This window comes from Aliivibrio sp. S3MY1, assembly GCF_028765575.1.
Classification (GTDB): domain Bacteria; phylum Pseudomonadota; class Gammaproteobacteria; order Enterobacterales; family Vibrionaceae; genus Aliivibrio.
On record NZ_JARACO010000001.1, the window covers coordinates 304,667 to 331,557 of the forward strand.

Below are 26,891 nucleotides of genomic sequence, written 5' to 3' on the forward strand. Positions count from 1 at the left end.
ACAGAATCTTACTTATTTTATTTTCTTGGTTACTAGGTTCCTTAAAGATGCAGAAGTCACTAACGTCTTCAATTATCATTCCTGAAAAAATACAATCTGATTGGCAAAACATGCTCGATGTTCTTTCTGATATCATGCATGTTCCTGCCTCTCTTATCACGCGTATTAGTAAGGATGATATAGAGGTTATCTCATCCAGTAACTCTAAAGGTAACCCTTATGTTAAAGGTGATAAAGAAGCGTTAGACCAAAATTTATATTGTAAGTATGCGATTGAACAGCGTGAGCAATTAATCGTAGCTAACACCTTAAAAGACACTAAATGGAACCATAATCCTGACAGAGAACTTAATATAATTTCCTATTGTGGATTACCAATCTTTTGGCCAGACAATACTCCTTTTGGTACTGTCTGTGTTCTTGATAATAAAGAAAACACATTCAATTTAAACTTTCAAAAATTATTACAAACTTACCAAAAATCCATAGAAGCACAATTAAATATCTTATTTCAACATACTGATTTACTCAATAATCATAAAAAATTACAACAAGAAATTACTGTTAATAATAAGCATATTAATGAAGTGAACTGTAAATTAGCCAATGAAATTGATTGTCGCCGAGCTGCAGAGCAAAAAGTGGAATACCATAAGAATCATGATGTTGGCACTGGATTTCTAAATGCTATGGCTCTATATCGCCATATAGATACGCTGATCAACAATAATAAAAAATTCATCCTATTACAGATCCACTTTGCCAATAGTAGAACTATTCAACACGAGCATGGACACTATGTGTTTGATCTTCTCTTAACTGAATATCGTTCTAAATTAACCAAAATAACAGATACTTCCGTAACGGGTCGTTTAGACTCTTCTGATATCTTATTAATCATTCATGCAGATAAAATAAAGCTTCCTCAATTGTGCCAGCATTTGTCTGAAATAGGAAAAGCATACTTTTCTAATAATAAAGAACAAATACATCTGCAAAGCTATATTGGTGCCGTTCATTCCAAAGAAAATACCTCTCGAGATGAGTTGCTTAAATGTGCTTATAATACTGTGGTCGAGTGTCAAAATTTAGGTAAAACATTTACTATTTCAGGCAGTTCTTTACCTGTTAAATCCAGTTTATCTGAACATAAAATTGAAACCTATTTATTAGAAGCCGTTCGTAATCATGATCTTTTTTTAAGCTATCAGCCAAAAGTATGTCCTCAAACAAAACATTGGTTAGGTTGTGAGGCATTATTACGCTGGAATCACCCTCATTTAGGCGCTATTTCTAATGATGTTTTAATTCAGTTAGCTGAGCGTAATGGTCTTATTTATGAACTGGGTAACTTTGCGCTAAGAAATGCAATTCAGCAAACCTCTGAATGGATTTTACATTCTCCAAATTTAGTAACCGCCGTTAATATTTCTGCCGTTCAATTAAAAGACCCTAACTTTGTACAACATGTTCAGCACTTATTAGAACTCTATAAATTACCACCACGAAATTTAGAATTAGAAGTGACTGAAAGTGGTCTTATTGCTGATGAAGCTTTAGCCATTGAAACGTTAAACCAGCTTCACGACATGGGCATAGCTATCGCTCTAGATGATTTTGGTACTGGTTACGCCTCTTTCCAATACCTCAAAAAATATCCTTTTGATACGCTAAAAATTGATAAGAGCTTCATTGATAATATTGAACATTGTACTGATGACCAAAATATTGTTTGCGCCATGATTAATATTGCAAAAAAACTAACGTTAAAAGTCGCAGCAGAAGGCATTGAAAATCATAACCAAGAACGATTTGTCACACTTGAAGGCGTCGACTCTATTCAAGGTTATCTATATTCAAAACCCATTAGTGCTGATAAATTTGAAGAAGGTCTGTTCAATCAATCTTCAATCGGAACGCCCTATTTTCAATTTATGTAGGTAAAATTTAGTCTTTCTAGTTACAGAAAATGAATGAATAATCTGTTATTCTTGCTGAAAATAACAAGAGTAGTAATAAGTCAGATATGAGTATTCAAAAAATCGAACAAGACATTCAACAATGGTTAGAAGATGTGGTGATAGGCCTTAATCTTTGCCCGTTTGCTGCAAAACCAAACCGTAATAAGCAAATCAAAATTTTTGTATCTGAAGCAACAACAGAAGAAGTATTGCTTGAAGATGTGCTTCAAGAGCTAATGAACTTAGATTCTAAAACTGCTGAAGAATTAGAAACAACCCTCGTTGCTATCCCTAACATGCTGCAAGATTTTATGAATTATAACTTCTTCTTAGATTGGGTTGATGCGCTTATTAAACAGCAAGAGTGGGAAGGTATTTACCAAATCGCCACTTTCCACCCTGACTACTGCTTTGGCGGCGCTGAACCTGAAGATGATGAGAATTTAACAAATCGCTCTCCATATCCAGTTCTTCACCTTATTCGTGAAGAGAGCATGGAAAAGGTGCTAAAACACTATCCAAACCCTGAAGCTATTCCTGATACAAATATTGCCCGAGTAGAAGCGTTAACGCCTGAAGAGCGTCGAAAACTATTCCCGTACCTATTTGTATAAGCTACGCTATCTGTATCACTAGATTTAACTGAGAGATAATAATGAAACGTGTTGTTTTATATGTCGCTGACAAATGCCCACATTGCAAAGACGCACAGCGCTACCTTGATTCTAAAAAAATTGCATATAGATTAACCAATGCAAAAATGCAACGAGGACGCAAAGAATTACAAGCCATGGGTGCTCGTTCTATCCCTGTGCTTAAGATTGGTGATCAAGTGATGGTCGGTTGGAATCAGAAGAATTTCGATAAAATGTATAACAGTTAATTTAACCATACTCTTAATAAGAGAAATTTATAACAATTAGGTAATATCAAAATAAAGACAACCATTAACTAAAAAACCCCCTACACCTTTCGATGTAGAGGGGAAACCTTGGCAAATGAAGGAGACTAATCCCTGAGAGAACCTAGTTTATTGTCTTACAGGAATATTACCAAGTGTAGTTAACACCAACACCGTAATCTACGTTCGAACCAGTATCGAATGCTACCGTTGAGTTTACAGACCATTCAGCGTTGATTTGGTATGCACCACCAATCGCCATTGCGTTTTCAGAACCAGAACCGCCAAGACCTGCACCAACTGAGAATTGACCTTCTTCTGTAGTAAATGCACGTGCTGAGATTGCAGCCATGTTACGTGCGCCTTGTAGTTCAAGGTCTTCACGTAGTTCATCTGTTACGTTGAATAGTTTATCGATGTTTGCTGCGTTATCTGCAATACTTTCTGATTGCTGTTGAGCTACTGCTGTTGAAGAGTAACCGTAAGAAACAAGTTCTTGTACTGCTTCTTTTGCTTTAGCAGGGTCTACCACTGGGTTTTCAACTGGTGGTGTACCTGCATCAGTACGTTTTTCAACTTCTTTTTTAACTTTCGCTTTCGCATTTGCAATATCATCAGAAGTCACTACTTCATCTGCTGTTGTACCATCAGAGAACTTTTTAACTAAATCACCATTAGAATCTACTTCTAATTTAAATCCTGCATCATTCTTTACAAGCATTGCGTTGATAAGTTCTTTCTTACGCACATCTGTAATTACATCAGGACGATTTTCAATCTGAGTACGAATATGCGTACGAACTTCTGTTTTAGTATGAGAATCAAGGTTATTACCATGTTCACGCATTGCAACTTTAAGAGTTTCAATTTCAGTTTCATTAAGGTCAGATAGATTAATCTGGCGTTCTTCACCAGAGATAGGTGAAACAAACGTTAGTACTTTAATGCTTTCACCAGTATTAGGGTTTTCAATTGTTTCAATTGAAGAATCTTTACCCCACTTACCCATTAGTTCATTAAATGTTTTATCATCACGTAGTTCAATAGGCGTTACTGGTGTAACAGGTACTTCACCTACTGGATTACGTACTAGTGATTCTTTTAGTACTGCGTCTTTAGCTGATTTTGCCATTTGCTCTTTAGAAAGAACAATTTCACCGTTTGGCGCAGAACCATTTGTATCAACCGTGATTTTATCACCATCAACTGTAAACTCTACAACTGATAAGTCTTCAATACCGTGTTTAGCTGCAATATCCATATTTGCAAAACCGTTTGCATCAGTGTTTTTCTTTATTTTTAATTTGATTGCTGCGTTGTGGTTACCAGAACGTAAATCGTTGTAATTTCTATCATCACCGTTTACTGGTAGTTCACCGTTTACAGGTAAGAAAGAACCTTTCTCGTGGTTAGCAACCAGTTTAGCAAAAACGTTATCACCAGTATAAGCATCAGTAGTTGCGTTATCACCATCAGGATTCTGTGTATCAAACGTTAGCCCTGTTGTTTCTACACCAGAAGAATCGAATGTTGAGTAAGTGATAACACCAGTTGTAGTATCAACTACAACTTTACTAATTTTAGAAACACCATCTGGTAGATTTTCTGTAAATTCAACACCATCTAGCTTTTTAACTAAAACATCAGAGATTGTTGTAGGCGCTGCTGCCGAAGCACCGAAAGAAAGAACCGAAAGAACTGATAACGCTAAGATTGACTTTTTCATAATACTTTTCCTGTAAGTAATAATGTGTACTTGTACACTTTATATTTAAATAAAGAGGGAAGTTGTTTCCCCTCTCTGTTGGCGGCCATTCTACAGATACAGAACCAAGTGTCAATACTAGTACGCAATAAATTTAATCTTATTTTATCGCTCATTAATTGAATTACATTAAGTTACTGATTCATATAAACAAACATTGTTAACCCTAGAGATGCCTTTACTGCCTCAACTGCTTCATTCTCACCAATACTAGTACTCAATACTGAAATTAAGCGATTCACAGCCATTGCCGTTGCTTTAGATGTTCCCACATGAAGTATATTTGTCATTAACATACGAACTATTTCACGAAAGACATGGTCTTGGTCATCATTAATAGCCAATTCCCAGCTATCTATAAATGCTTCTTTGCTTGTCATATCAAGTCTACGTAGTGCCATTGGCATTAACTTACCCTGTAATGCCGTTGCAAAAAGCATACGGTTCTCATAATAACGCTGTACTGAACTCTTACCTATGCCTAAGTCTTTCGCTAGTCTGTCGTAGGTTATCGCATCCCACCCTTCTTCTAAAAAGATACTTAATATGAGCGCGTCATACTGAGCTTTCTTTCTTTCTCTTTCTTCTGTTGTAATTCTTGCCATGTAGGGTTCTCCTCTAATTGTTTTGTGGAATAATACGCAAAAAAAATATATGGCGGTAGTTTTATATTGTCAGGATTAAGTTAACTGAATAGTTAAACTATTCTACGCTAGAATTGCACTATCCCTGTTCTTAAGATTGGTGATCAAGTGATGGTTGGTTGGAATCAGAAGAATTTCGATAAAATGTATAACAGTTAATCGCTCTATATCGAAGAATAGTAAAAATGGAGCCTAATTGGCTCCATTTTTTTATTCTTGAGATCTAGGCTTTATTATCCAAAGATCTTACTCCAAATACTTGGATTACGCTTTTTGTGGTATTCAACTCGTAGTTCGTCAACTTGCTCAAGGACCGCTTGTGCTTTCTCTAAATCACCCGCATCCAGCTCTGTTTTAACCAGAGCAACAGAAACCGATAACTTATTAAACCCTTCTTGATACATGGCTTGTTTTTCTGGGGTGTATTCGCCCTGCTTTAACTGTTCAATGAGAGATTCTAGTTTAGTCACAACTTGATTCATATCCTCAATAGAGGTCGCTCGCTCACCTAACTTATACTCTAATCTCATCTCTTTCATGACGGCTTTCATATCTACAGGTGCGCTAACAACCATTGATTGATCACCAATCATATCCGTTGACTCTGCCGTTGTATTTGCAGCAACGCCCGCAGAAAAAGTCAGGGCTACAGTTAAAAATAAAGTTTTCATAATAATCCTTTAAATAAGCAAGAGAGGCAGTGTAATGTATTGCCTCTCATACTCACAGGGTTAATATGTTTCAATACCATAATGACCCATATTTTTATTAATCAACAGTAATGCTATCTACATAAATAAGGTAATTATCTTCTTTATTTACTTCACCTTTCAGCGTCACTTTATCGTTTGGTTTGACTTGCAAGCTTGGCATCTTATCACCGTCAATTTTGACATTTACTGTTCCTGTATCATCCTTAAATACATACACTTCTTTACCTACAGGCTCAACTAAATACCCTGAAAGTAAAATTGGCGTATCTTCAATGACAGCACTGGCATTCAATACAGATTCTACTGTATTTATCCCATCAACAGGCTTTGAGAATTGATCCTGATAATTCGCGGTTTGATCGTTAGCCAATGCAAGAGTAGATGAACATGCTAATATAAGTGTAAATAAAACATTTCTCATTTTCATAATTAAATACCGTTAATGTTATATATGTAAAATTAAAACCACATTAACATTTATAACTCAACTTATTGACTTTATTAAATATGAGTTATAAATAGTTAGTAGTTCTAACATCCTCTATTTTTCACATTACCCTTAGTTTAATTCCATATCAACTGTTTCTTTATTCTTATTAACTGTAGTCTATTTGAAGTAAAAAACACTATTTAATTAGCTTACTTTAAATAACAAAATTGATATGTATGGCGTTTATAAAGTGCAAATAAAACAATATTGAAACCTTAAATAACCAGAGTTTAACTCATTGATATAAAGACCCTTAAAGCCTATTCTTCAGTAAATATTTATACTTTTAATTATAAAATTTAAGGAGTAGAGTCAAAATAACATTTTCAGCGAGAAGATATAAAATGAAATTAGAAGACCAATTATTATTAGATCAAGTACTAGAATTAGAAGGTAAAGATTTAACCAAGTTAACTAAACAAGAAAAAGAAGTGTTTGATAAATTTGAGTCCAAAGCTCATGAATTTGGTGTAACCATTGAAGTGGTAACAGAAGCACCTATTAATGATATTAAACAGGGAACGTCACCTTATACAATTAATAATATAACCACACAATTTCCAAATCAGATTATCATTAAACGCGTTTTAGATTAACGTTATATAGTGCATAAGATTAATCTTAACAAATATCAAAGAGCCGATTGAAGGAATAATATATACCGTCTTCCTTCAATCATATTATTAAATTAACGAATGATAGCTGCTTACTTTAACGGTTTTAGTAACTGTTTTATCACACTTACTAAGCTCATAAATACAATCATCATGGCGAGTAACGGCAGCACAATCCACATACCTACGTGCAATGTGGGTTCAAGTTTAAAGCCCCACTTCACTAAGCTAAATACGATGGATTCTGCTCCCATCACCGCAACAAAACCTGCGGCTAATGCCATTACCCCATACTCACACCATAACGTCTGACTAATGCGTTGACGACTTGCTCCAAGCGTTCGATAAAGGGTAATTTCACGCTGACGTTGATACAGACTTAAACGCAGTAGAGTGAATATCAACAATACGCCACTCACCACACCCAAACCTGCCAATACACTCAACGACCACGTAATTTGCGCGAGCATCGCTTGGATTTTTCCACCCATGGTTCTAAAATCCAACAAACTCACGGTTGGGTAATCACGAGCCAATTGATTCAACAAGGAATTTTCATTGTCATCAACCTTAAAACTTACAAGCCAAGTTGCCGGTAAATCAGCAATAACATCGGAAGTAAATATAAAATAGAAGTTCGGTTTCATGCTCTGCCAGTCAACAATTCGAATCGAATTAACTACCGCAGAAAAAGGCTGGCTGTTTACCGAGAAACTCAACGTATCGCCAATTTGAATATCCAAATCATTCGCCACATCTTGCTCAACAGAGACTCCATTTTCTTTCGTCCATACACCTGCTGTGACTTGATTATGAACCGGCAACTCATCACGCCAAGTAAAGTTAATCTCACGACGTAGTGCATCTGAGCCTTGTCCTTCGCCTTTCATTTTCTTTTTGGTGCTTTCCCCGTTAATTTCAGTTAACCGCCCACGAATAATTGGATAACCATCCGATCTGTCTAGCTTTTCATTATCTAATGCTTGTAAGTATTCTTGTTGCTCGTAAGGGGCAATATTCATCGCAAATACATTCGGTGCATCTGGTGGAAGCGTTTGTTGCCAATCGCCCAATAAATCGGTTCTTACTAACCAGATCACGGCAACTAACATCAATGAACCCGACAATGCGGCTAATTGCATCATGCTGTTTTTTGGAGAACGTTTAATGCGACTAAGCGCTAGGGTCATCGCCGCCCCCCATTTAAAGCGTCCAAACAGATGTACTAAGCCATAGCTAATACCAGCCAGTAAAACAAACAGCACCACTAAGCCAACTGATACCATCCAAACTAGGCTGTTATTTCCGTACATAAATAAGAAAGCGACTACTGGAACTGCAATTAACCATAAGCCTTTTTTAGACGATGCGGTCATTTGAGATTGAAGTACCGCTATCGCAGGAGTGTCTAATAAACGCAATAGCGGGATGCCTAAAGCCGGTAAGCCGATAAACAGCGCCACAACCGAGCCAAACGCAAATGGCTGCCAACCGTAACTTGGTAAGTCTTCTGGTAAAATTCCTGCCAGTGGGATACGCAGTAACAACTCTAACCCAAGACCGATCAATGAACCTGCAATTACGCCAGTAAAGAACATCAAACCTACTTGGCTTAATAACCACCGTTTCAACCACTGCTTACTTGCACCCATGCTTTTTAACATGGCAACCGTATTAGCACGACTGGTCGCATAATGCTGACACGTTAATACCAAGGTGACGGATGCCATTAATATCACCATCAAGATAGTCAGTGACAAATACTGTTTGGCTTTTTGCATTAGATCAGCGGTTCGACCTTGAGTCTCTTCGCTTATCCAACGCTCTCCTGCTTGCAATTCATAATCACTTTGCAATAACGATATCGCACTATCATTACCTTTAAATAAAGTGCGATATTGAACTCGACTGCCAAGCTGAATAGCACCGGTTTTATCTAAATCTGCCTGATGAATAAACACACTTGGCATGGTTCTAAATGGGTTAAACGCTAACTCTGGCTCTGATTCAATCACGCCACTGATTGGCAGTTCAGCATCACCAATGGCAATAACATCACCAATATTGAGTTCAAGTAATGATAAAAGGCGATCAGCTATCCACGCTTCTCCCGGTTTAACTTGGCTATGGATTTGGTTATCAGCCCCGTTTAATAAGAGCTCACCGCGAAGTGGGTAATTACTTTCTACCGATTTCACACTCACTAACTGCATTCCTGAATCACTGAATGCCATGGTTTGAAAACGCACTTGAGAGGATAACGTCACATCCTGCTCTTGCGCTTGTTGTAAGATCAATTCAGGGATTGGATTGGCTGAACTGAATACCAGATCCGCCGCCATCATGGAGCGACCTTGATCTGTCATGACTTTTTCTACTCGAATCGCCAATGCAGACAAGGCGACAACACAAGCAACGATCAAGGTTAATGCAGCCATTACAGGCCACAACTGTCCTTGCCAGATCTCACGCCAACTCCAACGTAATATCATTTTGTTGCCAGACGCTCGATTTTTCCCCGAAGACTTTCTATTTCGAGAAGAGCTTGGCGCTAATGATTTTTCCTTCATTTCACTTCACCTCTTCGTGGATCTGTCCTGCATTGATGGTAAGTGTTCGCTCACATCGCTCTGCCAATTTGGGATCATGAGTGATAAGAACCAATGTGGTGCCATGTTTTTGGTTCATCTCAAATAAGAGTTCAATAATATGTTCCGCAGTGGATTGATCTAAGTTACCTGTTGGTTCATCTGCAAAAAGAATACGAGGCTGAGTCATGAACGCTCGCGCTAATGCCACACGTTGCTGCTCTCCACCTGAAAGTTGAGAGGGAAGATGTGTTTCTCTCCCTGCAAGGCCAACGGAGTCTAACAACTGTTTTGCTTTTGCTATATCTTCCCCCTCACCACGTAAAATCGCAGGTAAGGTGACATTTTCAAGCGCAGTTAAAGAAGGGATAAGTAAGAAGCTTTGAAAAACAAAACCAATCGATTCACTGCGTATTTGAGCACGAGCCTCATCATCCAATTGAGATAAACTTTGCCCTAATAATTCAATATCCCCAGACGTTGGAGTGTCTAATCCAGCAAGCAAGGTCATTAAGGTTGATTTACCGGCACCAGAAGTTCCCACAATCGCTACGCTTTGTCCTGATTGAACCTCAAAAGAGATGTCTTTTAAAATGATGAGTTCTGCATCATTTGAGATCACTGATTTTCCTACTGAACTCACTTTTATGGCTGTGGTCATTGTCCTTTCCTTTTGAAGTCGTTCTTACTATCTAGGTTCTTATGCTATTACGCGTATTTTATACCCAATAGACTCGTGATCATCAATTTCCTTTACACTTCTTTAACTGTTCCTTATACGTCGGTATCCCTATTTCTGTTATTCTATTGCGACTCGATTAATTAAAGGTTGAACATGCGTAAAATCCTCACTCTTTTGATTGCTCTACTGAGCAGTCAATTATTTATTGTTAAGCAAGCCTATAGCGAAACCTTACTTATCCTTGGTGATAGTTTAAGCGCTGGCTATAACATGCCAATTGAGCAAAGTTGGCCTTCACTGCTGCCTCTACAACTAGAGAAACGAGATAAAATAACCAAGGTTGTTAATGGCAGTATTTCAGGTGATACAACAGGAAATGGGTTAGATCGATTACCCACCCTTCTGAAACAGCATCAGCCTAACTACGTCCTTATCGAATTGGGCGCTAATGATGGATTGAGAGGTTTTCCGCCACAAAGAATTAGCGCGAATTTAGAGAGTATGTTTACTCAAATTACCGCTGCCAATGCAAAACCGTTACTCATGCAAATTCAAGTGCCACCTAACTATGGAAAACGCTATAGCCAAGCATTTGGATCACTCTACCCCGCATTAAGTGAGAAACATAACATTCCTCTTCTGCCCTTTTTCTTAGAAGAAGTGATCATAAAACCAGAGTGGATGATGAAGGATGGGCTGCACCCAAAACCTGAAGCGCAACTATGGATTGCTGAGTTTATGGCAAAAGAGCTCTTACCATATTTGAAGTAATATAAACATAAAAAAACCGGTATATAAATATCCGGTTTTTTATTGATACTTGAAAAATTATTTAATCAAGATCGTTTGATGGCGAGTCATCGTTGTCATCAGATCTATCTGCTGACGAACGTTGAGTGCTACATAATGTATAGAATTTTGGTTTAAAATTGATCTTGTTTTGATATTTAAGCCAACATTGAGCAAATTCAGAGATCTCCGTAGGTTGATCCTTTACCTGTTCAACAAAACGGTGCTCTGCATCAGATTCAGGCACAAACACACCATTTAGCAAAGATTGCATGGTGCGACCGTACGTTTCTAAAATAGTCGCTTCACGAATTGTAAAACCACTACGGCTAAAACCTCTTTTGAAGTTTTTATCATCATAAAATTTCGCTGTTATTCTCACTTGATGCTTCTTTATAACCACAGAAAACGTATATGTAATTCAGAGTGAGCGCCTTGTAAAACAAAAAATATTAGCGCTTTCAATTAAAATATTTTATTGTGGCTAATATCACCATCAAAGAGATGAATACCTTGGATACTGATCTGCTTAAAACCTTCTTAGAAGTCACAAAAACTCGCCATTTTGGGCGTGCTGCAGAGCATTTATTTCTCACACAGTCTGCCGTGAGTTTCCGTGTTCGCCAATTGGAGTCACAATTAGGAAACCCATTATTCACTCGTCAACGTCATAATGTTCAATTGACTGCAGCTGGAGAACGATTGTTACCCTATGCTGAGGCTATTTTACAAACGTGGGGGCGAGCTAAGCAAGATGTCGCGCTTACCGAAGATTATAACTCCCAAGTAACTATTGGTGCGAGTGCTCTCATTTGGGAGTTCGATGGTATTTCTAATTGGATCAACAGTATTTACGATACCGTTCAAGGATTAGCTCTACGTTTAGAATCTATTCCTAGACAAGAGCTCGCTAAATCATTACTCGATAAAAGTGTCGATCTATTTATTACTAGTGAGCCCCCAAAAATAGATGGTATTCGAGTATGCAAAATTCGTAATTATCAATTGCAACTGGTCTCTAACCAAGCTCATAGCACAATAAGCAGCATTCAACCTTTACCTTTGGTGTATTTAGATTGGGGTGCACGTTTTTCTATTCAACATAGCAAGATAAATGAATTACAAAAAACACCCATTCTGCACACTCACTCATCGAGAATGGCTTTGGATTACTTAATAACACACCCAAGTGTTGGTTACTTACCTGCACCAGTTATTAATCAAAGTGTCGATAATGGCGATCTTTATGTAATTGAAGACGCACCAGTGATGGAACAAGCGCTATATTTAGTGTGGCAAGAAAAAAGTGATAAAGCTGAACTTATCGAACAAATTACGGCAATTGACCCCAATATGGTCACAAAAAGCGTCTAACTTGTTCAGATTAAGTATAGTAACAAGCTTGAGGGCTCTACTGAGTCCTTAATTTTATCTATAACTTAGGTAAATCATTGTATTAAAGGGTTTAATAAACGCTTTCTAGTTACTATAATCACAGATTACTTTTAAATCCTGCTTCCATCCACGGAGTACGACATTGAACGAACATCAAGATTTATCATTCCAACTCGAAACGCTATTCAATGCCGACGACCAACAGCAACAAATACGCTTACTGAGTGAATTTGTAGAACACGGGCTAGATACCGGCTCTATTGCCCGTATTTTAGAGTCTTTTCCAGTTGATGACCGTGTGCAATTATGGCGTCACCTGCCATTAGAGATGCACATTGAAGTATTAACTGAAATGCGTGCTGATGCTCGTGTAGCAATTCTAGAAGAACTGTCAGATGCAGAGTTAAACTTCACCTTAGCTAAACTGGATAACTTATCGTTAATTGAGTGGGCGGAGTCTCTCCCTGACGATATTTTCAGTCTTGCTTTACAGCTTATTAGCCGTGATGAGTTAGACTTGTATGACGATGCAAAACAATACGACGATGACGAAGTTGGTCATTGGGCTGACCGTAAAATTGCAACGCTGCCTTTTAACGTCAGCGTAGGTCGAGCTAAAAAACTGTTAAAAACCAATTTATTTCAATCACACCAATACATGCACTTGATTAATCGAGCGCATAAATTTCACGGTATTGTGCAATACACGGATATTTTAACCGCTGATGATTCTGTTAAAATTAATACGTTAAAACTAGAAGATTGTTTAGTACTGAATGTTCACCAACCATTAAGTGAAAGTATTGAAGCTATTGAACACTCAGCCGTACCAAGCGTCGCAATTGTTGATGATGAAAATATTTTAATCGGTCAATTAGATTGGCAGTTTGCGATTAATACTCAACGTGAAATTTACGAAACTCGCTTAATGGCCGGTACAGGTATGGATGAAGGGGATGATTTATTCTCCCCTATCATTAAAAGTTCAAAAAAGCGTGGCGTTTGGCTTGGTATTAATTTACTCACCGCTATCTTAGCTTCTGTAACCATTGGCTTATTTGAAGATGTGATCACCCAAGTAGTTGCGCTTGCAGTGTTAATGCCGATTGTGGCTTCTATGGGTGGTATTGCTGGTAGCCAAACATTAACCTTAATGGTTCGTGCAATGGCACTGAATCAAATCACCCCAGGTAACCGTTTTGCATTATTAAAAAATGAATTGGGAATTGGTTCAATCAACGGTTTGTTATGGTCATTAATCATAGGTGGTCTTGCTGGTGCTTGGTTCCAATCGTTCGCGTTAGGTGCCACAATTTCACTCGCGATCATCGTAAATATTATTACCGCGGCTCTGTTTGGCGTTCTTATTCCTATCACCTTAGATAAGTTTAAGTTAGATCCTGCGCTTGCAGGCTCTGTTATTTTAACTACCGTGACCGATGTGGTCGGTTTCTTTGCTTTCTTAGGAACAGCAAGCTTGGTGATGATGTAAACGCAAGATCGTAACAATAACCCAATAAATAAACACTGAGTCATCCCTTTGGCTCAGTGTTCTTTTATTAACCGTTCAAATTGACTCATTAGCTTTCAATGCACCAATAAAAAAAAGGGATTATGTGCGGATACATTTATCACGCATTCCCCCCTATATTCAAAGGAAAAATCATGAAAATTCGTTTTTATCTTCTTGTAGCACTCGTTATGACTTCACTTTTTGGCTGCACAGGGGGCGAACAATCTCTAAAAGTAACCGCAAGTGCATACACATCAAGTGTCGGTGAAACCGATGACACACCAAACCTTGCTGCTTGGGGAGACACCCTTAAACCGGGAATGAAATCCATTGCTGTATCAAGAGATCTTATCGAGATGGGGCTGACTCACAATCAAGAAGTAAGAATCGAAGGGCTTGATGGTACATACCGAGTTCTTGATAAAATGAATAAGCGCTGGAAAAAGAAAATTGATATTTACATGGGTGACGATGTAAAAAAAGCAAGACAATGGGGTAAGAAAGAGGTCGTTATCTATTGGACTGTAGAAGAAGACGAAGAATAATACTTAAATTACTCTACATTTAAATATTCTCACTCAAAGTGGCTTCGTAATGAAGCCACTTTTGGTATCTAAATATAGAAATCCTAACTGCCGATCACACCACCGTTATCTTTCGTTACCATCACAATTGTTGAGCGTGGTTTGTTATTCCCCCCTTGTGGAAAATGCCCCGATGGGTGCTGTACACCAACAAACATGGTTTTTTGATCTTCAGAAAAAGTGAGTCCGGTAATTTCACAGCCAATCGGCCCAGTTAAAAAACGACGCACTTCTCCAGTCTTAGGATCACCACACAACATTTGATTATTACCCTGTCCTGCAAAGTCCCCTTTGTTTGAGTAATTACCATCAGTTTGAATCCATAGACGTCCTGCTTTATCAAAACCAATACCATCAGGGCTATTAAACATATTATCTTTATTGATGTTGTCACTGCCAGCGTACAAATTGCCTTTATGAACCGTTGGATTCCCTGCTATTAGGTACAAATCCCATTTGAACGTATCACTCACATGATTTGCATTAGTTGGTGCCCAACGCACAATTTGACCGTAATGATTTTCAGCTCGTGGATTAACGCCATCGACATCTTGACCTTCTTTTACCCCACGATATTTATTATTCGTTAATGTACAGAAAACGTGTTTTTTATCTGGATGAATGGCGACCCATTCAGGCCTATCCATTGTGGTTGCGCCCACTTGTGTTGCTGCTCGACGAGCAAAAATCATCACTTCAGCTTGGCTATTAAATCCGTTTTCTTTGGTTAAACCATTCTTACCATAAGTGAGTTCTAGCCACTGGCCATCGCCTTCTAACTTGTCGTCTTTCATTGAAAATGTAGCAACGTACAAGGTGCCTTCTTCAAGAAGGTTACGATTGGCTGCGTTATTACCTTCTTGGTATTTATCTTTTGATACGAACTTATACAAATGCTCACCACGTTCATCATCACCAAGATACACCACGACATGGCCATCATCATTCACTACTAATGCGGCATTTTCATGTTTAAATCGACCTAGCGCGGTTCGTTTTAATGGGGTTGAGGTTGGATCATTCGGATCAATTTCAACCACCCAACCAAAACGATTTGGTTCATTTGGGTTTTTAGCAACATCAAAGCGGTCATCAAAATTATGCCATTGATATTTACTCTGTTCAGCATCAATACCGTATCGTTTGTCGTCTGCGCTTACTTTTACGTTTGTTTCTGAACCAAAAAAGGAATCAAAATTTTCTTCACAGGTTAAATAAGTGCCCCAAGGTGTTTCACCATTTGCGCAGTTATTGAAAGTACCCAAGACTTTTTTTCCTGTTGGGTCTGCTTTGGTTTTTAATAAATCGTGACCTGCTGCTGGCCCTGTGACTAACATCTCTGTATTTGCGGTAATACGGCGGTTTGCTTTACCGGTTGGATCCATCGTCCATTGACCGTTCTTTCTTACAAGTTCAACAATGGTTATCCCTACCGCCGCTTGTGCTTTGGCAACATCATCAGCCGTCATAGCCTTACCCTGATGCGCAAATAAATACTCATAATTAGTGTATTCATTATTTACAGCAAGAATGGCACGATCTTTTGACAATGGAAACACGCTCATGCCATCGGTATTATCACCAAATTGCAGTGCTTGAGCTTTTGAATCTTTCTTTCCATCAGGGTTAAATTGTGGAGCGTTAGCAAAGATAGGATCGCCCCACGACATCAACGTATTAGAGCTATAGCCTTTAGGAAGAATAATGGAATCACTGGTAGATGTGGGAATAGCCTCAAAGTTTAATAATGGACTATCCATACTACCAGCAATGGCTTTTGCTACTGGGTTTAACGCTAAAAAAGCGCCAGCGCCTGCCGCTGCTGTACCCATCAGAAAACCTCGACGAGATAAACGTGCACTCACCATATTGCTAAAATCTGATTCTTTCTCTACAAAATTGCTCATCCTACTTCCCTTTTGAAATTGTTATTTTTATGCGACCGTTTTATATAATAAGAAGCAGACTAAAGAGACTTGATGACAGTAATATTGAAGATTTATGTCGCTTTTATTGCTATTTCATAACCCCTAAATTAAAACAGCCATTCATTAGTGATGATAAATAATATTCTTTTATTTACCGCAATTTGATATAACCATAAGTAAGAATATTTAACATAAATGAGAACAGTAAGAACTCATTGATAGAGGTCACTATGCTAGCGCCAAAACAAGGAATTTTTTTATTATTCCTATTACTAGGACTAACTGGTTGTGCAGAATTCAAAGAGGCTGGCAGAACCATTGGACATACAACTCGTGATGTAACCACAGCCATAGGCCATGCTTCACGCGATGCGGCTAAATCAGTCAAAGAAGAGTATGACAAAGGGGAATGGGCGGAGTAGTTGTCACTCCTTCTATTACAATGGATAAGGATAAATTACATAGCTCAAGGATGTCATGGATAATTTAATCACTCAACTACTGTTTTCAGCGTCAATTACAGGCCCAATTTGCTTAATGCTTTTTTTGGGAGTCGTACTTAAACGTATCGCTTTAATTAACGATAATTTTATTGAAGTCGCGTCAAAGTTAGTGTTCCAAGTAACCTTACCTGCGATGTTATTTTTAAGCATCGTGAATGCAGATCATGACTTTTCATCCAGCGGCCGTTTGATTATTTATGGCTTGATTGCCAATTTTATGTTCTTCCTATTTACTACGGTCTCAACTCGATTTGTCTTTAAAAACAAACAAGATCATGGCGTGATTATCCAAGGTGGCTTTCGAGCTAATACCGCAATTATTGCCCTTGCTTATGTTGCCAATGCTTATGGTGATCCAGGGGTTGCCTTAGCCGCTATTTATGTTGCTGCTACAACCGTGCTTTACAATATTCAAGCCGTGATCGCACTGACACCAAAAGATGAACATAACGAAAAACAAGCATTTGGTGTAATTGTAAAAACATTGACTAAGAACCCATTAATTCTCTCGATTTTATTGGGCGTTGTATGTTCTTTTCTTTCTGTTCCAATTCCTAAGATGGTTACTCAAGCAGGACAATATTTCGCTAACATGACCTTACCACTAGCACTATTATGCGCCGGTGGTTCACTCAATCTAACTTCAATGAAAGAAGACAGCCTAGCAACGTGGTTTGCAAGTAGTTATAAGCTGATATTAAGTCCATTATTAATTACGACAGGAGGGATATTATTCGGCTTTAGGGGGATAGATTTAGGACTTTTATTCTTTATGAGTGCAGCTCCAACTGCTGCCGCTAGTTATGTCATGGCAAGAGCAATGGGTGGAAATTCAACACTGGCTGCTAACATAATAGCCCAAACGACAGTGACATCATTGGTCACTTGTACGCTTGGGATCTTTATTTTATCTTCATTTGGTTTGATTTAAGCCTACATATCGGTACTTTGGTTTCATTGTTGGCTGTGCAACCAATCTTTAAATACCTTAACTTTTTCATGTTCCAGTCCATTTGGTTTCCAGACAATGTAATACGCCAATTCGATATGATATTTCAAGTCAGAAAAGGGCTTAACCAGTCGACCACACTCTAAATCCTCTTGCACTAATACACTTCGACCTAATGCTATGCCTTGCCCGCTGATCGCCGCTTGAATAACAGACGCTGAATTATTAATTTTCAGTCCCTTTTCTGTATTTATAGTATGGATATTATTTTGCTTTGCCCAACTAGACCAAGAAGGGAACCCACTCTCTTTGGGTAAAGACAAATCATGCAATAAGGGAAAATCTGCAAGGTTATCTAAACTAAACAACCCCTTCTTTACTAAATCAGGTGAGCAAACAGGAAAAACAGATTCCGTCATTAGTAATACTTTTTCTAACCCTTCCCAATTCCCTTTTCCATATCGGACGCCAATATCAATGCTCTCAGCAAGGTAATCAAGCGTTCGAATATTGGTATCTAACCGAAGATCCCATTCAGGGTGTGATGTTTGAAAGTCATCAATACGCATTAATAGCCATTTAGCAGCAAAAGCAGGACTAACAGCAACCGTTAAAATAGGGTTGAGCTCTATCGGTTTTAACTGGCTTAGCCCTTGTGATAAAGCGTTAAATCCACGTGTAATATCAGGTAAACCTTGCAGAGCTTCCTTGGTTAATACTAAACGAGAAGCCCCAGAAGAGCGTCGCTCAAACAGAGAGACACCAAGCCACTCTTCCAGTAATTTCACTTGCTGCCCTATCGCTGCAGGAGTGACATTTAGCTCCTTTGCCGCTAAAGAAAAACTCAGATGTCTTGCTGCCGCTTCAAAGGCTCTTAGCCCATTCAAATGGTTAACTTTCATAATATTCTATTTACCCCATAACAAGACGCTAAAGAAATTCTTTATCGATAGTGTAGAAGTTCTGATTTGTTACGCCTAGATAAACATTACACAATAGACTTAATTACTCGCTATTCACGCAGGTTTATCATGAAATTACATACTGACTTATCGCTACAAGCAAATGCTTTTTTCACGGCATCAACATGGATCCCATCACCTATTAAAGAAGTATCACGAAAAATGTTAGAGCGTGATGGCGGTGAAATTGCAATCGCAACAACCTTGGTAAATTACGAACCAAACAGCTATTTCTCATCACACGTTCATACTGGTGGTGAAGAGTTTTTAGTGCTTGAGGGGACATTTGCTGACGAACATGGCTGTTATCCTGTTGGCACTTATATACGCAACCCTGTCGGCACATCTCACGCGCCAATAGTAAAAGATGGCTGCATGATTTTAGTAAAGCTAGGTCAATATCAAGAAGGAGATACCACGCCGGTACATATCAAAACTCTAGAACAAGAGTTTGTTAAAGACAATAATCGTACAGGCGTATTATTTCAGCCTCTACACGACTTCAAGCAAGAGACCGTTCGCCTTGAAAAGTGGAAAGAAGAACAAAGCATTGAACTAGAAAACCACGGTGGAATAGAAATTCTTGTCGTAGAGGGCGAATTTACTCATCAAGGCAGTAACTATCAAAAATTTGATTGGTTACGTCTACCTATCGGGCATTCACTACAGGCTACCACTACTCAAATAAAGTGTCTCGTATGGATAAAAACAAGCCACCACTTACATCAGCTACAAGCGTAGGAGACGAATAATGAAAACCAAATATCTTATTGTTGGTGCGGGACTTAGTGGGTTATACACGGCATACCAACTTGAACAAATGGGAGATGATTATTTATTGGTATTTTGCAGGAACAGAAGCCGCACAAGAGAATGGCGGTTATTTAGAAGGCGCATTAGAAGCGGCCGATGTGGTACTTGCAAGCCTCAGTGATAACTAAAAAATAAAAGGCCACGTTATTTGATAACTTGGCCTCTCTTAATTTATCACTCTATAAGCTCATGATTTAGCAGCTGTGTTCCATTAAGAACTGTACATCGTCTTCAGCAGTGTAATAAACAGGATCTTTACCGTGAGAGAATAACTTAAGTGGTTTTTCATTGGCAGTGTGGTAACTCAGCTTACCATCATGGATATGTAACCATGTGCCTTCTGGTATTCCTACTACTGGCTCATGTTTATTCACTTCTAGAAATTCTTGAATACGCTCGTCACGAGTTTCACCAAAATGCCCTTCAACTGATGCTTCTAGATAATGAGGATTAATTTGGAATGGCACTAGATTCAATGAAGGAAGGATTACCCCGGTAATAATAGGCATATCATTGGTGGTGCGAATCGTTGGACAACCGATGTTAGTCCCAGCACTCCAACCAATGTATGGAACCCCATCAGTTAATACCGCTTTACGAATTGGACCAACTAAACCTAAATCATGCAGAGTCTTATTTAACACCCAAGTATTGCCACCACTCACTAAAATACCATCTGCTTGTTGGATGGTTTTTACTGGGTCTTCTGAACGATGTAGACCAGTAACTTTACAATCTAACCCAAGGTGATCAAATGTTTGTTGAACCAAGGCAACACGATCATCATGACTAGAGCGAATAACGGCATAAGGAATAAGCACAAGATTCTTAGCTTTTGTTCGTTTAATTTGCTCAACAATCGCTTCACTTGCAAATTCCATCACAAAATTGTTACCCGCGATCTTACCGTTACTTAATAATAAAATATCCATCTTCTAACTGCCTTATGTCTATTTAACATCGCGACTTAGCCTATTCTCAATCTAAGAAAAAGAAGCTATGCGATTACGAAAGAGATAAAAACATACCAGAAATAACCGCTACAAAACTTGTGTTAGATCGGATCTGTAGTCTATAAATTATGTCTGAATGAGAAGAAATCACTGTGTGATCACAAACAAGATAATAAATAACTACCAAGCAAAACTTGTGACCAAGAGAAATATAGGCATAATGCCCTACATAAATTTATACATAGCTCAAAAATACGTCACAAGTTGCGACGTCTATCTATGCTCATATGAGGTGCAATGAAAATACCAAACAGATTACTACCATTAGTTGAAGATGGTTTAATAGATGAAGTTCTAACCCAATTAATGAGTGGTAAAGAAGCCTCGGTCTACATTGTACGTAGTGGCGATAATATTCAATGTGCCAAAATCTACAAAGAGATTGAACAACGTAGCTTTAAACAAGCGGTAGCGTACCGTGAAGGACGAAAAGTCAAGAATAGCCGTCGAGCTCGTGCAATGGAAAAAGGCTCTAAATTCGGACGAGACGAGCAAGAGAAGGTATGGCAAAACGCAGAAATTGATGCGCTATACAAGCTCTCTGAAGCTGATGTTCGTGTACCGACGCCTTATGGCTGTTTTGATGGTGTTCTCTTAATGGAATTAGTGACCAACGATGAGGGCTCTGTAGCCCCTCGTTTAAACGACATTACATTAACCAAAGAACAAGCCCTGCGTGACCATGAATTAATGATCCAATACGTCACTCGTATGTTATGTGTAGGGATTGTGCATGGAGATTTATCTGAATTTAACGTCTTAGTCGATCATCTTGGTCCTGTGATCATCGATTTACCTCAAGCGGTAGATGCTTCTGCAAACAACAATGCAAAATGGATGCTTGAGCGTGATGTAAACAACATGACAACGTACTACGGTCAATACGCTCCAGAGCTGCTTGGCTCTGAATACGCAAAAGAAATGTGGGCACTGTATGAAAGTGGTGAATTAACACCAAATACAAAGCTTACGGGCGTATTTATTGATGATGGTAAAGATGCCGATATTGATGGCTTAATGGCTGAAATCAACGCCGTAATGGAAGAAGCTCGATTACGAAAAGAACGCCAACTTGAAGATCAAGAATTGGATTAATCTATACTTTATCGAACATTATAGAGGTAGATAACGGACTATCTACTTTCTCATGCCTCTTCTTCCTTTTTAAACTTATGATTCTCAATAAAGTAATCCACTTGCTTTGCTGTTTCTGTCGCATAAAGCAAACTCGTGTGGGAATAGTTTAAACACAAGTGATCTGTCAACTCTGGAAGTAAAGTTTCTTGAACCGTCACTGTCCCATCTGAAGGTTGGTGATCTCGAATCATTGGCGGGCGTAACCCAATAGGTAATGTCCCTGCAATAGATCCAATAGGACAATTAGCGGTCAATTTAGCTATATCTACCAAGCCCTGTGCCTGCGAGCTTCCTAATATAAAACCCAATTTTTTACTTTGAAGTTCTTTCGCAATAGAAGCCCCTTGAAGTGGAGAACCAATGGTTACAATGGCGTCTAGAGGGGTATTAATATCTTGATGATAGTTAGCAAAATGCACGGCTAAAATGCCACCCAAACTGTGTCCAAGAACGACATTTTTTTTAGATACAGATAAACAGCTATGAATGCGTTTAAACAGTACCATTTCATTAATACGCAGTGAATTATAGCTAATGATTTGTACGGTATGTCCCTTCTTTTTCAATCGTTCCGCAAGAGGCTTCATTACCACACCATGCATATATAAACCATGCAATACAACTATGTTCGCCATTATCTACTCCAAAAATTAACTCTTAATAAGACTATATCAGGAGGAAATAGTTCTCATAGTCTATAAATATGATTTATTACAATTAACGATAAATCATATACATAACTGTGTTCATCAATCTATATGGTTAACCCACAGCCCTGAACTACGTATTTTCCCCTTTCGCTTCGCTATTTAGCCATACTGTTAGTAATTGATAGGTTAAACTCAGAACTACCGCCCCTACAAATAACCCAACGATACCCGACATCGCCATCCCACCTAATGCCCCGAGCAAAATAACGATCATTGGTATATGAGAGCCACGGCTCAATAATATTGGTTTTAATACTGCATCACTGCTACTCACCAATACACACCAAATAGCAAATAACACGCCCGATGTAGTGGTATCAACACTAAAAACATAAAAAATAACAGGTAAAAGCACTAAAATCGGTGGTAATTGAATAATAGCAAAAACAAGCACTAAGAATACCCACAACCCCAGAGCTGGCGCCGGAATGCCAATAACGGCCATACCAAGTCCAGCCATGGCCGTTTGTATCACGGCAACACCAATAACCCCTTGAACGACACTTCTCACCGTCATTTTTGATAATTTCGTTAGCGCTTCACCATGCTCTCCGGTTAAGCGATTTGAAATAAGAATAAAGGCACGCTCGCATTTAGCGGCATTTGCCATGAAAACACCCGCAATGATGGTTGAGATAATAAACTGAATAAAACCACCGCCAAGAGAGCCGACTAAAGAAGCAGCCTTACTCGCAACGACTTTGACTTCTGCGCTGTACTTAAATAACAGGCTTTCAAGATTTGAAGACGCAAGAGACATAAACGAATACGCCTCATGCCCAATAATTGGCCACTCTTGCATGCTCTCTTTTGGTTTTGGTATCGCAATAGTTCCATCCTGATACCCTAAAAATAACTCCGTTCCACTGGTATAAATCCCCGTAGATAGTGCGACTAAAGGAATAAGCAGCAATGCGACACCAATGATGGTTAAGAGTATGCTCAACTTACTTTCACTGATTGGCGTTTTTTTACCAAGATAAGCAACAATGGGGTAAAGAGCCGTCGCAATAATACCGCCCCACACCATTAATAATAAAAAAGGCTTAAGAATAGAAAAGCACCATAAGACCAGAACAGAAAGCGCGCTGATTTTAATAAACGCATCAATAGCTTGGTTGGAGAAATTGTGTTCGATTTTCATAAACATTCCTTGTTGCAAATAAAGGGCTTCACTTACTATGTATCGCTTATATTTACCTTTGTTCTCGGGTAAGCCACCAACATATTAATGACGCTAATGTCACCATTATAACCCCTTGCCAAAACTGCATTGTTAGATCAATGTCTAGAATCCACGCAGAAAAGAACGTAGAAAAAATAGGTGTAAAATATGAGAACGTTGCTAACAGTACCATGTTGCCACCAATAATCCCGATATTCCATAACGCATAACCACTACCCATCACTATTCCAGCCAGTAATAAATCAATTATTGCATCACAGCTCATGACGATTGCACCTTCATCACTGGTTGCATATTTGCACCACAAGGACACCGCCGTTGCGATAAAAAACCACGTAATTGCATTTTTACCATTCGCTAGTTTTTTAGTGACATTACAATAAATCGCCCAAAGAAATGCGCCCGTCAATGCCAACATATAACTAATAGGATTAGTTGCCACATTAGCCATTAGCTGAGAAGTAGATAAGCCGTCATCGCCACTCAATGTCCATACCACCCCAAAAAAAGACAAGAGTATTGCAGGGTAAATCACCTTACTTACGGGCTTATTACTAGCAAGCACAGCAAAAAGAACTGTCAATGAAGGCCATAAATAATTAATAATACTCATCTCAACCGCTTGATTACGACTGTTTGCCATACCAAGCGCTAACGATAAACACATTTCATAACTAACAAATAGACCACCACCAATCAGTAAATAACGCGGTGAAAACAAACTAAGTTTTGGTAACCCAATAACAATCATTAAAAACAGCGAACCAACACTGTATATCATTGCAGCACCGCCAATCGGTCCTAATTGCTCGGTCACATTACGAATCAACCCAACAATTAAACTCCATAATAAAATGGCAGCACACCCTGCTACGGTGTATTTATATGACGTATTCAATTTAAGTGTTTCCTAACAATACAAACAGTAGTGCTATTTTATCATTTAAATAAAAAGGCACTTTTAATATATAAAAATTAAATAACTCTTACATTTACATTTACATTTACATTTACATTTACATTTACATTCTTATTTTCAATGTGATATTTATGAGATAATTTATCTTGGACCTTAAAATTATTATAACAACGCTTGAATATCACTATTCACTAAATAATCGTTACATAACTAAAAATATGGAACTAACATGCTAAAAAATTTATCGCTTAAAAACAAGCTTGCTATCTCCGCAAGCGCTGCAATTATACTCGGGGGAGTATTAGTTGAAGCCCTTTCATTTAATGCTTCTTTAGGGCGTTTAGATACTGAAGTAGAGCAACGCTTAGAAAGTACAACAGCATCTTATAATCAATACGTTACGGATTGGGTTTTATCTAAAGAACGAGCACTAACCTCATTACCTCAAGAAGCAAATGCGGATGCTATCGTTGTTCATTTAAAACAAGTTCGTGACTCTGCAAAATTTGATAATGTCTTCCTCGCTTATCCAGACGGTTCTCAAGCTAATGCAAATGGTGTGCTCCTTCCACCTGGTAATGATGACCCAAGAAAATGGGGGTGGTACACAAATGCAGTTGCTGCTCCTTCAAAAGTATTTATGGACAATCCAACCGTTGCCGCAGCAACAGGAGCAAATGTTGTTTCTTTAGGAAAAGCATTAAACCTTCATGGTCAACAAGTGGTTCTTGGTGCAGATGTTGAGATCACAGATATCCTAAATAGCATGGAAAAAGTGATTATTCCAGGTGAAGGATTCATGTTTATTGCAAATAATAAAGGCAATATTTTTACTCATCCAAATACCAAGCTGCTGAATAAATCAGTCTCAACTTTAGGTTTGGATTTTTCAACAGTTCAACAAGCAACAAACAGTAGCTCTGACATCTCTATTGAATTAGATGGTGAGAAGTACATTATGTATGCTCAAAAAATTGAGGGTACAAGCTTAATTACTGTAAGTGTAATTAATTATGACTCACTCGTTGCTCCTCTATTTGATGCTGTATCAGGCCAAATTCTAGTAACCGCAATTGTTGTCATTATTTGTACGTTATTATTCAATCTATTGTGTAATATCTTATTCCGCCCATTAAACAATGTATCTCAAGCACTTGCACAAATTGCAAACGGCAGTGGTGATTTAACTCAACGAATCCATGTTGAAAATAAAGACGAAGTAGGTGAACTAGCGAATAACTTCAATACCTTTATGGAAAGCTTACAACAGCTTATTCAGCATATTCGTCAGCAATCTCAACAGTTAACAGAAGATTCAGAACAAAGTACTAACCGTGTAAATAATTCAGTTAAAGAGCTTAATCTTCAACAACAAGAAATTACCATGGTTGCTACCGCTGTAACTGAAATGGCATCAGCCACGCATGAAATTGCGTCTCACGCCGAACAAACGGCAGAAGCGGCACAACACTCATCAAGCAGCACCCAAAAAGGTCATTCTCTTGTTATTGAAACAAAAGCATCAATCAATAACCTAGCAAATGAAGTTAATGAAGCAGGTATGGTAATCAGTGAACTTCAGCAGCACTCTCAAGAGATCAATACCGTATTGGCAACGATTCAAGGTATCGCTGAACAAACAAATTTATTAGCACTAAATGCTGCAATTGAAGCAGCACGAGCAGGAGAGCAAGGGCGCGGCTTTGCTGTTGTTGCTGATGAGGTTCGCGTGTTATCACAACGTACTCACACGTCAACTGAAGAGATTAAATCGACAATTGATATCCTTCAACAAACAACAAGTCGTGCAGTTAACTTGATGAAAAGTAGCTCTGAGCTAGCAAATAGCTCTGTAGAAGATGTAGATAAAGCAACACTAGCGCTCGAAGAAATTAGCTCGTCAGTTACTTTAATCAGCGACATGGCAACTCAAATTGCGACAGCGGCTGAAGAACAAACTCACGTAACTGGTGAGATAACTCAAAATGTCACATCCATTAAAGATGTGACAGACCTACTTGTTATCGATTCAACAGATAGTTTAGCTCAATCCCATTCACTAAAAGAGCAAGCCGTTAATTTAAGTTTAAAAGTAGCTACCTTTAAACTTTCATAATAACCACACTAAATAG

The 26,891-nt window shown here is 38.4% G+C and carries 27 protein-coding genes and 1 pseudogene; 15 read left to right on the forward strand and 13 right to left on the reverse strand.

Translation table 11 applies throughout. The features are described 5' to 3' along the window. Nucleotides 1-47: 47 nt before the first annotated feature. The 3 genes from PVK62_RS01240 to PVK62_RS01250 all read left to right on the forward strand — a co-directional run bounded on the left by PVK62_RS01240 (nucleotide 48) and on the right by PVK62_RS01250 (nucleotide 2,844). Complete coding sequence (locus tag PVK62_RS01240) at nucleotides 48-1,940, forward strand: bifunctional diguanylate cyclase/phosphodiesterase (protein WP_274442858.1); 1,893 nt, start codon at nucleotides 48-50, stop codon at nucleotides 1,938-1,940. Between the two features lie 86 nt (nucleotides 1,941-2,026). Further along, entirely contained in the window at nucleotides 2,027-2,575 is a 549-nt protein-coding gene (locus PVK62_RS01245; protein ID WP_274442857.1) for a DUF1415 domain-containing protein, read from the forward strand. Between the two features lie 41 nt (nucleotides 2,576-2,616). Then, complete coding sequence (locus tag PVK62_RS01250) at nucleotides 2,617-2,844, forward strand: glutaredoxin family protein (RefSeq protein WP_045104395.1); 228 nt, start codon at nucleotides 2,617-2,619, stop codon at nucleotides 2,842-2,844. Nucleotides 2,845-3,010: 166 nt separating this feature from the next. On the opposite strand, the gene PVK62_RS01255 is transcribed toward PVK62_RS01250, so the two are convergent. Together PVK62_RS01255 and PVK62_RS01260 are read right to left on the reverse strand one after the other, a co-directional pair. Next, entirely contained in the window at nucleotides 3,011-4,588 is a 1,578-nt protein-coding gene (locus PVK62_RS01255; RefSeq protein ID WP_274442856.1) for a YadA C-terminal domain-containing protein, read from the reverse strand. Between the two features lie 173 nt (nucleotides 4,589-4,761). Further along, nucleotides 4,762-5,232 carry a TetR/AcrR family transcriptional regulator gene (locus tag PVK62_RS01260; protein ID WP_274442855.1) on the reverse strand — a complete coding sequence of 157 codons (471 nt, stop codon included), beginning with the start codon at nucleotides 5,230-5,232 and terminating at the stop codon, nucleotides 4,762-4,764. 117 nt (nucleotides 5,233-5,349) lie between these two features. Between PVK62_RS01260 and PVK62_RS01265 the strand changes: the two are divergent. Then, a pseudogene (locus PVK62_RS01265) lies at nucleotides 5,350-5,430 on the forward strand (glutaredoxin family protein); the annotation flags it as partial. A 74-nt stretch (nucleotides 5,431-5,504) separates the two neighbouring features. Here PVK62_RS01265 and PVK62_RS01270 read toward each other — a convergent pair. Together PVK62_RS01270 and PVK62_RS01275 are read right to left on the reverse strand one after the other, a co-directional pair. Beyond that, nucleotides 5,505-5,942 carry a cytochrome b562 gene (locus tag PVK62_RS01270; RefSeq protein WP_274442854.1) on the reverse strand — a complete coding sequence of 146 codons (438 nt, stop codon included), beginning with the start codon at nucleotides 5,940-5,942 and terminating at the stop codon, nucleotides 5,505-5,507. A 97-nt stretch (nucleotides 5,943-6,039) separates the two neighbouring features. Continuing rightward, nucleotides 6,040-6,411 carry a YgiW/YdeI family stress tolerance OB fold protein gene (locus PVK62_RS01275; RefSeq protein WP_274442853.1) on the reverse strand — a complete coding sequence of 124 codons (372 nt, stop codon included), beginning with the start codon at nucleotides 6,409-6,411 and terminating at the stop codon, nucleotides 6,040-6,042. A gap of 407 nt (nucleotides 6,412-6,818) precedes the next feature. On the opposite strand from PVK62_RS01275, the gene PVK62_RS01280 reads away from it, so the two are divergent. After that, nucleotides 6,819-7,070 carry a hypothetical protein gene (locus tag PVK62_RS01280; RefSeq protein WP_274442852.1) on the forward strand — a complete coding sequence of 84 codons (252 nt, stop codon included), beginning with the start codon at nucleotides 6,819-6,821 and terminating at the stop codon, nucleotides 7,068-7,070. Between the two features lie 110 nt (nucleotides 7,071-7,180). Here the strand turns inward: PVK62_RS01280 and PVK62_RS01285 are convergent, their stop codons facing one another. Both PVK62_RS01285 and PVK62_RS01290 read right to left on the reverse strand, forming a co-directional pair. Then, a complete protein-coding gene (locus PVK62_RS01285; RefSeq protein WP_443111748.1) occupies nucleotides 7,181-9,658 on the reverse strand; it encodes an ABC transporter permease in 2,478 nt (825 codons plus the stop codon). Nucleotide 9,659: 1 nt separating this feature from the next. Continuing rightward, entirely contained in the window at nucleotides 9,660-10,337 is a 678-nt protein-coding gene (locus tag PVK62_RS01290; protein WP_274442851.1) for an ABC transporter ATP-binding protein, read from the reverse strand. Between the two features lie 174 nt (nucleotides 10,338-10,511). Here PVK62_RS01290 and tesA point away from each other — a divergent pair, with 174 nt between their 5' ends. Further along, complete coding sequence (gene tesA, locus PVK62_RS01295) at nucleotides 10,512-11,129, forward strand: multifunctional acyl-CoA thioesterase I/protease I/lysophospholipase L1 (protein ID WP_274442850.1); 618 nt, start codon at nucleotides 10,512-10,514, stop codon at nucleotides 11,127-11,129. A gap of 61 nt (nucleotides 11,130-11,190) precedes the next feature. On the opposite strand, the gene PVK62_RS01300 is transcribed toward tesA, so the two are convergent. Then, entirely contained in the window at nucleotides 11,191-11,529 is a 339-nt protein-coding gene (locus tag PVK62_RS01300; RefSeq protein ID WP_274442849.1) for a DUF413 domain-containing protein, read from the reverse strand. 131 nt (nucleotides 11,530-11,660) lie between these two features. On the opposite strand from PVK62_RS01300, the gene hdfR reads away from it, so the two are divergent. From hdfR to PVK62_RS01315, 3 genes are all read left to right on the forward strand, one after another. Further along, complete coding sequence (gene hdfR, locus PVK62_RS01305) at nucleotides 11,661-12,521, forward strand: HTH-type transcriptional regulator HdfR (RefSeq protein WP_274442908.1); 861 nt, start codon at nucleotides 11,661-11,663, stop codon at nucleotides 12,519-12,521. Between the two features lie 163 nt (nucleotides 12,522-12,684). Continuing rightward, the gene (locus PVK62_RS01310; protein ID WP_274442848.1) at nucleotides 12,685-14,034 is read left to right on the forward strand and encodes a magnesium transporter; all 1,350 of its coding nucleotides are present in this window, start codon (nucleotides 12,685-12,687) and stop codon (nucleotides 14,032-14,034) included. 173 nt (nucleotides 14,035-14,207) lie between these two features. Then, nucleotides 14,208-14,600: a 3D domain-containing protein gene (locus PVK62_RS01315; protein WP_274442847.1), complete on the forward strand. Its 393-nt coding sequence runs from the start codon at nucleotides 14,208-14,210 to the stop codon at nucleotides 14,598-14,600. 83 nt (nucleotides 14,601-14,683) lie between these two features. Here the strand turns inward: PVK62_RS01315 and PVK62_RS01320 are convergent, their stop codons facing one another. After that, the gene (locus PVK62_RS01320) at nucleotides 14,684-16,546 is read right to left on the reverse strand and encodes a PhoX family protein (protein ID WP_274442846.1); all 1,863 of its coding nucleotides are present in this window, start codon (nucleotides 16,544-16,546) and stop codon (nucleotides 14,684-14,686) included. 251 nt (nucleotides 16,547-16,797) lie between these two features. On the opposite strand from PVK62_RS01320, the gene PVK62_RS01325 reads away from it, so the two are divergent. After that, nucleotides 16,798-16,989 carry a hypothetical protein gene (locus PVK62_RS01325; protein WP_274442845.1) on the forward strand — a complete coding sequence of 64 codons (192 nt, stop codon included), beginning with the start codon at nucleotides 16,798-16,800 and terminating at the stop codon, nucleotides 16,987-16,989. 55 nt (nucleotides 16,990-17,044) lie between these two features. Next, complete coding sequence (locus PVK62_RS01330; RefSeq protein WP_274442844.1) at nucleotides 17,045-18,001, forward strand: AEC family transporter; 957 nt, start codon at nucleotides 17,045-17,047, stop codon at nucleotides 17,999-18,001. 23 nt (nucleotides 18,002-18,024) lie between these two features. Here PVK62_RS01330 and PVK62_RS01335 read toward each other — a convergent pair whose 3' ends face one another. Continuing rightward, on the reverse strand, nucleotides 18,025-18,921 hold the full coding sequence (locus tag PVK62_RS01335; protein ID WP_274442843.1) for a LysR substrate-binding domain-containing protein: 897 nt from the start codon (nucleotides 18,919-18,921) through the stop codon (nucleotides 18,025-18,027). A 129-nt stretch (nucleotides 18,922-19,050) separates the two neighbouring features. Here PVK62_RS01335 and PVK62_RS01340 point away from each other — a divergent pair, with 129 nt between their 5' ends. Both PVK62_RS01340 and PVK62_RS01350 read left to right on the forward strand, forming a co-directional pair. After that, the gene (locus tag PVK62_RS01340) at nucleotides 19,051-19,722 is read left to right on the forward strand and encodes a cupin domain-containing protein (RefSeq protein ID WP_274442842.1); all 672 of its coding nucleotides are present in this window, start codon (nucleotides 19,051-19,053) and stop codon (nucleotides 19,720-19,722) included. Between the two features lie 71 nt (nucleotides 19,723-19,793). After that, on the forward strand, nucleotides 19,794-19,922 hold the full coding sequence (locus tag PVK62_RS01350) for a hypothetical protein (protein WP_274442841.1): 129 nt from the start codon (nucleotides 19,794-19,796) through the stop codon (nucleotides 19,920-19,922). 66 nt (nucleotides 19,923-19,988) lie between these two features. Here PVK62_RS01350 and pepE read toward each other — a convergent pair whose 3' ends face one another. Further along, a complete protein-coding gene (gene pepE / locus PVK62_RS01355) occupies nucleotides 19,989-20,726 on the reverse strand; it encodes a dipeptidase PepE (protein WP_274442840.1) in 738 nt (245 codons plus the stop codon). A 318-nt stretch (nucleotides 20,727-21,044) separates the two neighbouring features. On the opposite strand from pepE, the gene PVK62_RS01360 reads away from it, so the two are divergent. Beyond that, nucleotides 21,045-21,902 (forward strand): PA4780 family RIO1-like protein kinase, encoded by an 858-nt coding sequence (locus PVK62_RS01360; protein ID WP_274442839.1) that lies wholly within the window; start codon nucleotides 21,045-21,047, stop codon nucleotides 21,900-21,902. A 50-nt stretch (nucleotides 21,903-21,952) separates the two neighbouring features. On the opposite strand, the gene PVK62_RS01365 is transcribed toward PVK62_RS01360, so the two are convergent. The 3 genes from PVK62_RS01365 to yddG form a co-directional block, all read right to left on the reverse strand. After that, nucleotides 21,953-22,579, reverse strand: coding sequence for a PGAP1-like alpha/beta domain-containing protein (locus PVK62_RS01365; protein ID WP_274442838.1), 627 nt, complete (start codon nucleotides 22,577-22,579; stop codon nucleotides 21,953-21,955). Between the two features lie 145 nt (nucleotides 22,580-22,724). Further along, nucleotides 22,725-23,798: an AI-2E family transporter gene (locus PVK62_RS01370; protein ID WP_274442837.1), complete on the reverse strand. Its 1,074-nt coding sequence runs from the start codon at nucleotides 23,796-23,798 to the stop codon at nucleotides 22,725-22,727. Nucleotides 23,799-23,850: 52 nt separating this feature from the next. Next, complete coding sequence (gene yddG, locus PVK62_RS01375; RefSeq protein WP_274442836.1) at nucleotides 23,851-24,738, reverse strand: aromatic amino acid DMT transporter YddG; 888 nt, start codon at nucleotides 24,736-24,738, stop codon at nucleotides 23,851-23,853. 250 nt (nucleotides 24,739-24,988) lie between these two features. On the opposite strand from yddG, the gene PVK62_RS01380 reads away from it, so the two are divergent. Continuing rightward, entirely contained in the window at nucleotides 24,989-26,875 is a 1,887-nt protein-coding gene (locus PVK62_RS01380; protein ID WP_274442835.1) for a methyl-accepting chemotaxis protein, read from the forward strand. The last annotated feature ends 16 nt before the right edge of the window (nucleotides 26,876-26,891 follow it).

Bases quoted from the DNA above. Each gene is read 5' to 3' on its own strand.
- PVK62_RS01360 (WP_274442839.1), top strand. From the start codon at position 21,045: ATGAAAATACCAAACAGATTACTACCATTAGTTGAAGATGGTTTAATA.
- PVK62_RS01335 (WP_274442843.1), bottom strand. From the start codon at position 18,921: ATGAAAGTTAACCATTTGAATGGGCTAAGAGCCTTTGAAGCGGCAGCA.
- PVK62_RS01255 (WP_274442856.1), bottom strand. From the start codon at position 4,588: ATGAAAAAGTCAATCTTAGCGTTATCAGTTCTTTCGGTTCTTTCTTTC.
- PVK62_RS01315 (WP_274442847.1), top strand. From the start codon at position 14,208: ATGAAAATTCGTTTTTATCTTCTTGTAGCACTCGTTATGACTTCACTT.
- PVK62_RS01340 (WP_274442842.1), top strand. From the start codon at position 19,051: ATGAAATTACATACTGACTTATCGCTACAAGCAAATGCTTTTTTCACG.
- PVK62_RS01330 (WP_274442844.1), top strand. From the start codon at position 17,045: ATGGATAATTTAATCACTCAACTACTGTTTTCAGCGTCAATTACAGGC.
- PVK62_RS01240 (WP_274442858.1), top strand. From the start codon at position 48: ATGCAGAAGTCACTAACGTCTTCAATTATCATTCCTGAAAAAATACAA.
- PVK62_RS01380 (WP_274442835.1), top strand. From the start codon at position 24,989: ATGCTAAAAAATTTATCGCTTAAAAACAAGCTTGCTATCTCCGCAAGC.
- tesA (WP_274442850.1), top strand. From the start codon at position 10,512: ATGCGTAAAATCCTCACTCTTTTGATTGCTCTACTGAGCAGTCAATTA.
- PVK62_RS01280 (WP_274442852.1), top strand. From the start codon at position 6,819: ATGAAATTAGAAGACCAATTATTATTAGATCAAGTACTAGAATTAGAA.
- PVK62_RS01325 (WP_274442845.1), top strand. From the start codon at position 16,798: ATGCTAGCGCCAAAACAAGGAATTTTTTTATTATTCCTATTACTAGGA.
- PVK62_RS01370 (WP_274442837.1), bottom strand. From the start codon at position 23,798: ATGAAAATCGAACACAATTTCTCCAACCAAGCTATTGATGCGTTTATT.
- PVK62_RS01365 (WP_274442838.1), bottom strand. From the start codon at position 22,579: ATGGCGAACATAGTTGTATTGCATGGTTTATATATGCATGGTGTGGTA.
- PVK62_RS01275 (WP_274442853.1), bottom strand. From the start codon at position 6,411: ATGAAAATGAGAAATGTTTTATTTACACTTATATTAGCATGTTCATCT.
- PVK62_RS01260 (WP_274442855.1), bottom strand. From the start codon at position 5,232: ATGGCAAGAATTACAACAGAAGAAAGAGAAAGAAAGAAAGCTCAGTAT.
- PVK62_RS01270 (WP_274442854.1), bottom strand. From the start codon at position 5,942: ATGAAAACTTTATTTTTAACTGTAGCCCTGACTTTTTCTGCGGGCGTT.
- PVK62_RS01250 (WP_045104395.1), top strand. From the start codon at position 2,617: ATGAAACGTGTTGTTTTATATGTCGCTGACAAATGCCCACATTGCAAA.
- PVK62_RS01320 (WP_274442846.1), bottom strand. From the start codon at position 16,546: ATGAGCAATTTTGTAGAGAAAGAATCAGATTTTAGCAATATGGTGAGT.
- PVK62_RS01290 (WP_274442851.1), bottom strand. From the start codon at position 10,337: ATGACCACAGCCATAAAAGTGAGTTCAGTAGGAAAATCAGTGATCTCA.
- pepE (WP_274442840.1), bottom strand. From the start codon at position 20,726: ATGGATATTTTATTATTAAGTAACGGTAAGATCGCGGGTAACAATTTT.
- PVK62_RS01285 (WP_443111748.1), bottom strand. From the start codon at position 9,658: ATGAAGGAAAAATCATTAGCGCCAAGCTCTTCTCGAAATAGAAAGTCT.
- PVK62_RS01245 (WP_274442857.1), top strand. From the start codon at position 2,027: ATGAGTATTCAAAAAATCGAACAAGACATTCAACAATGGTTAGAAGAT.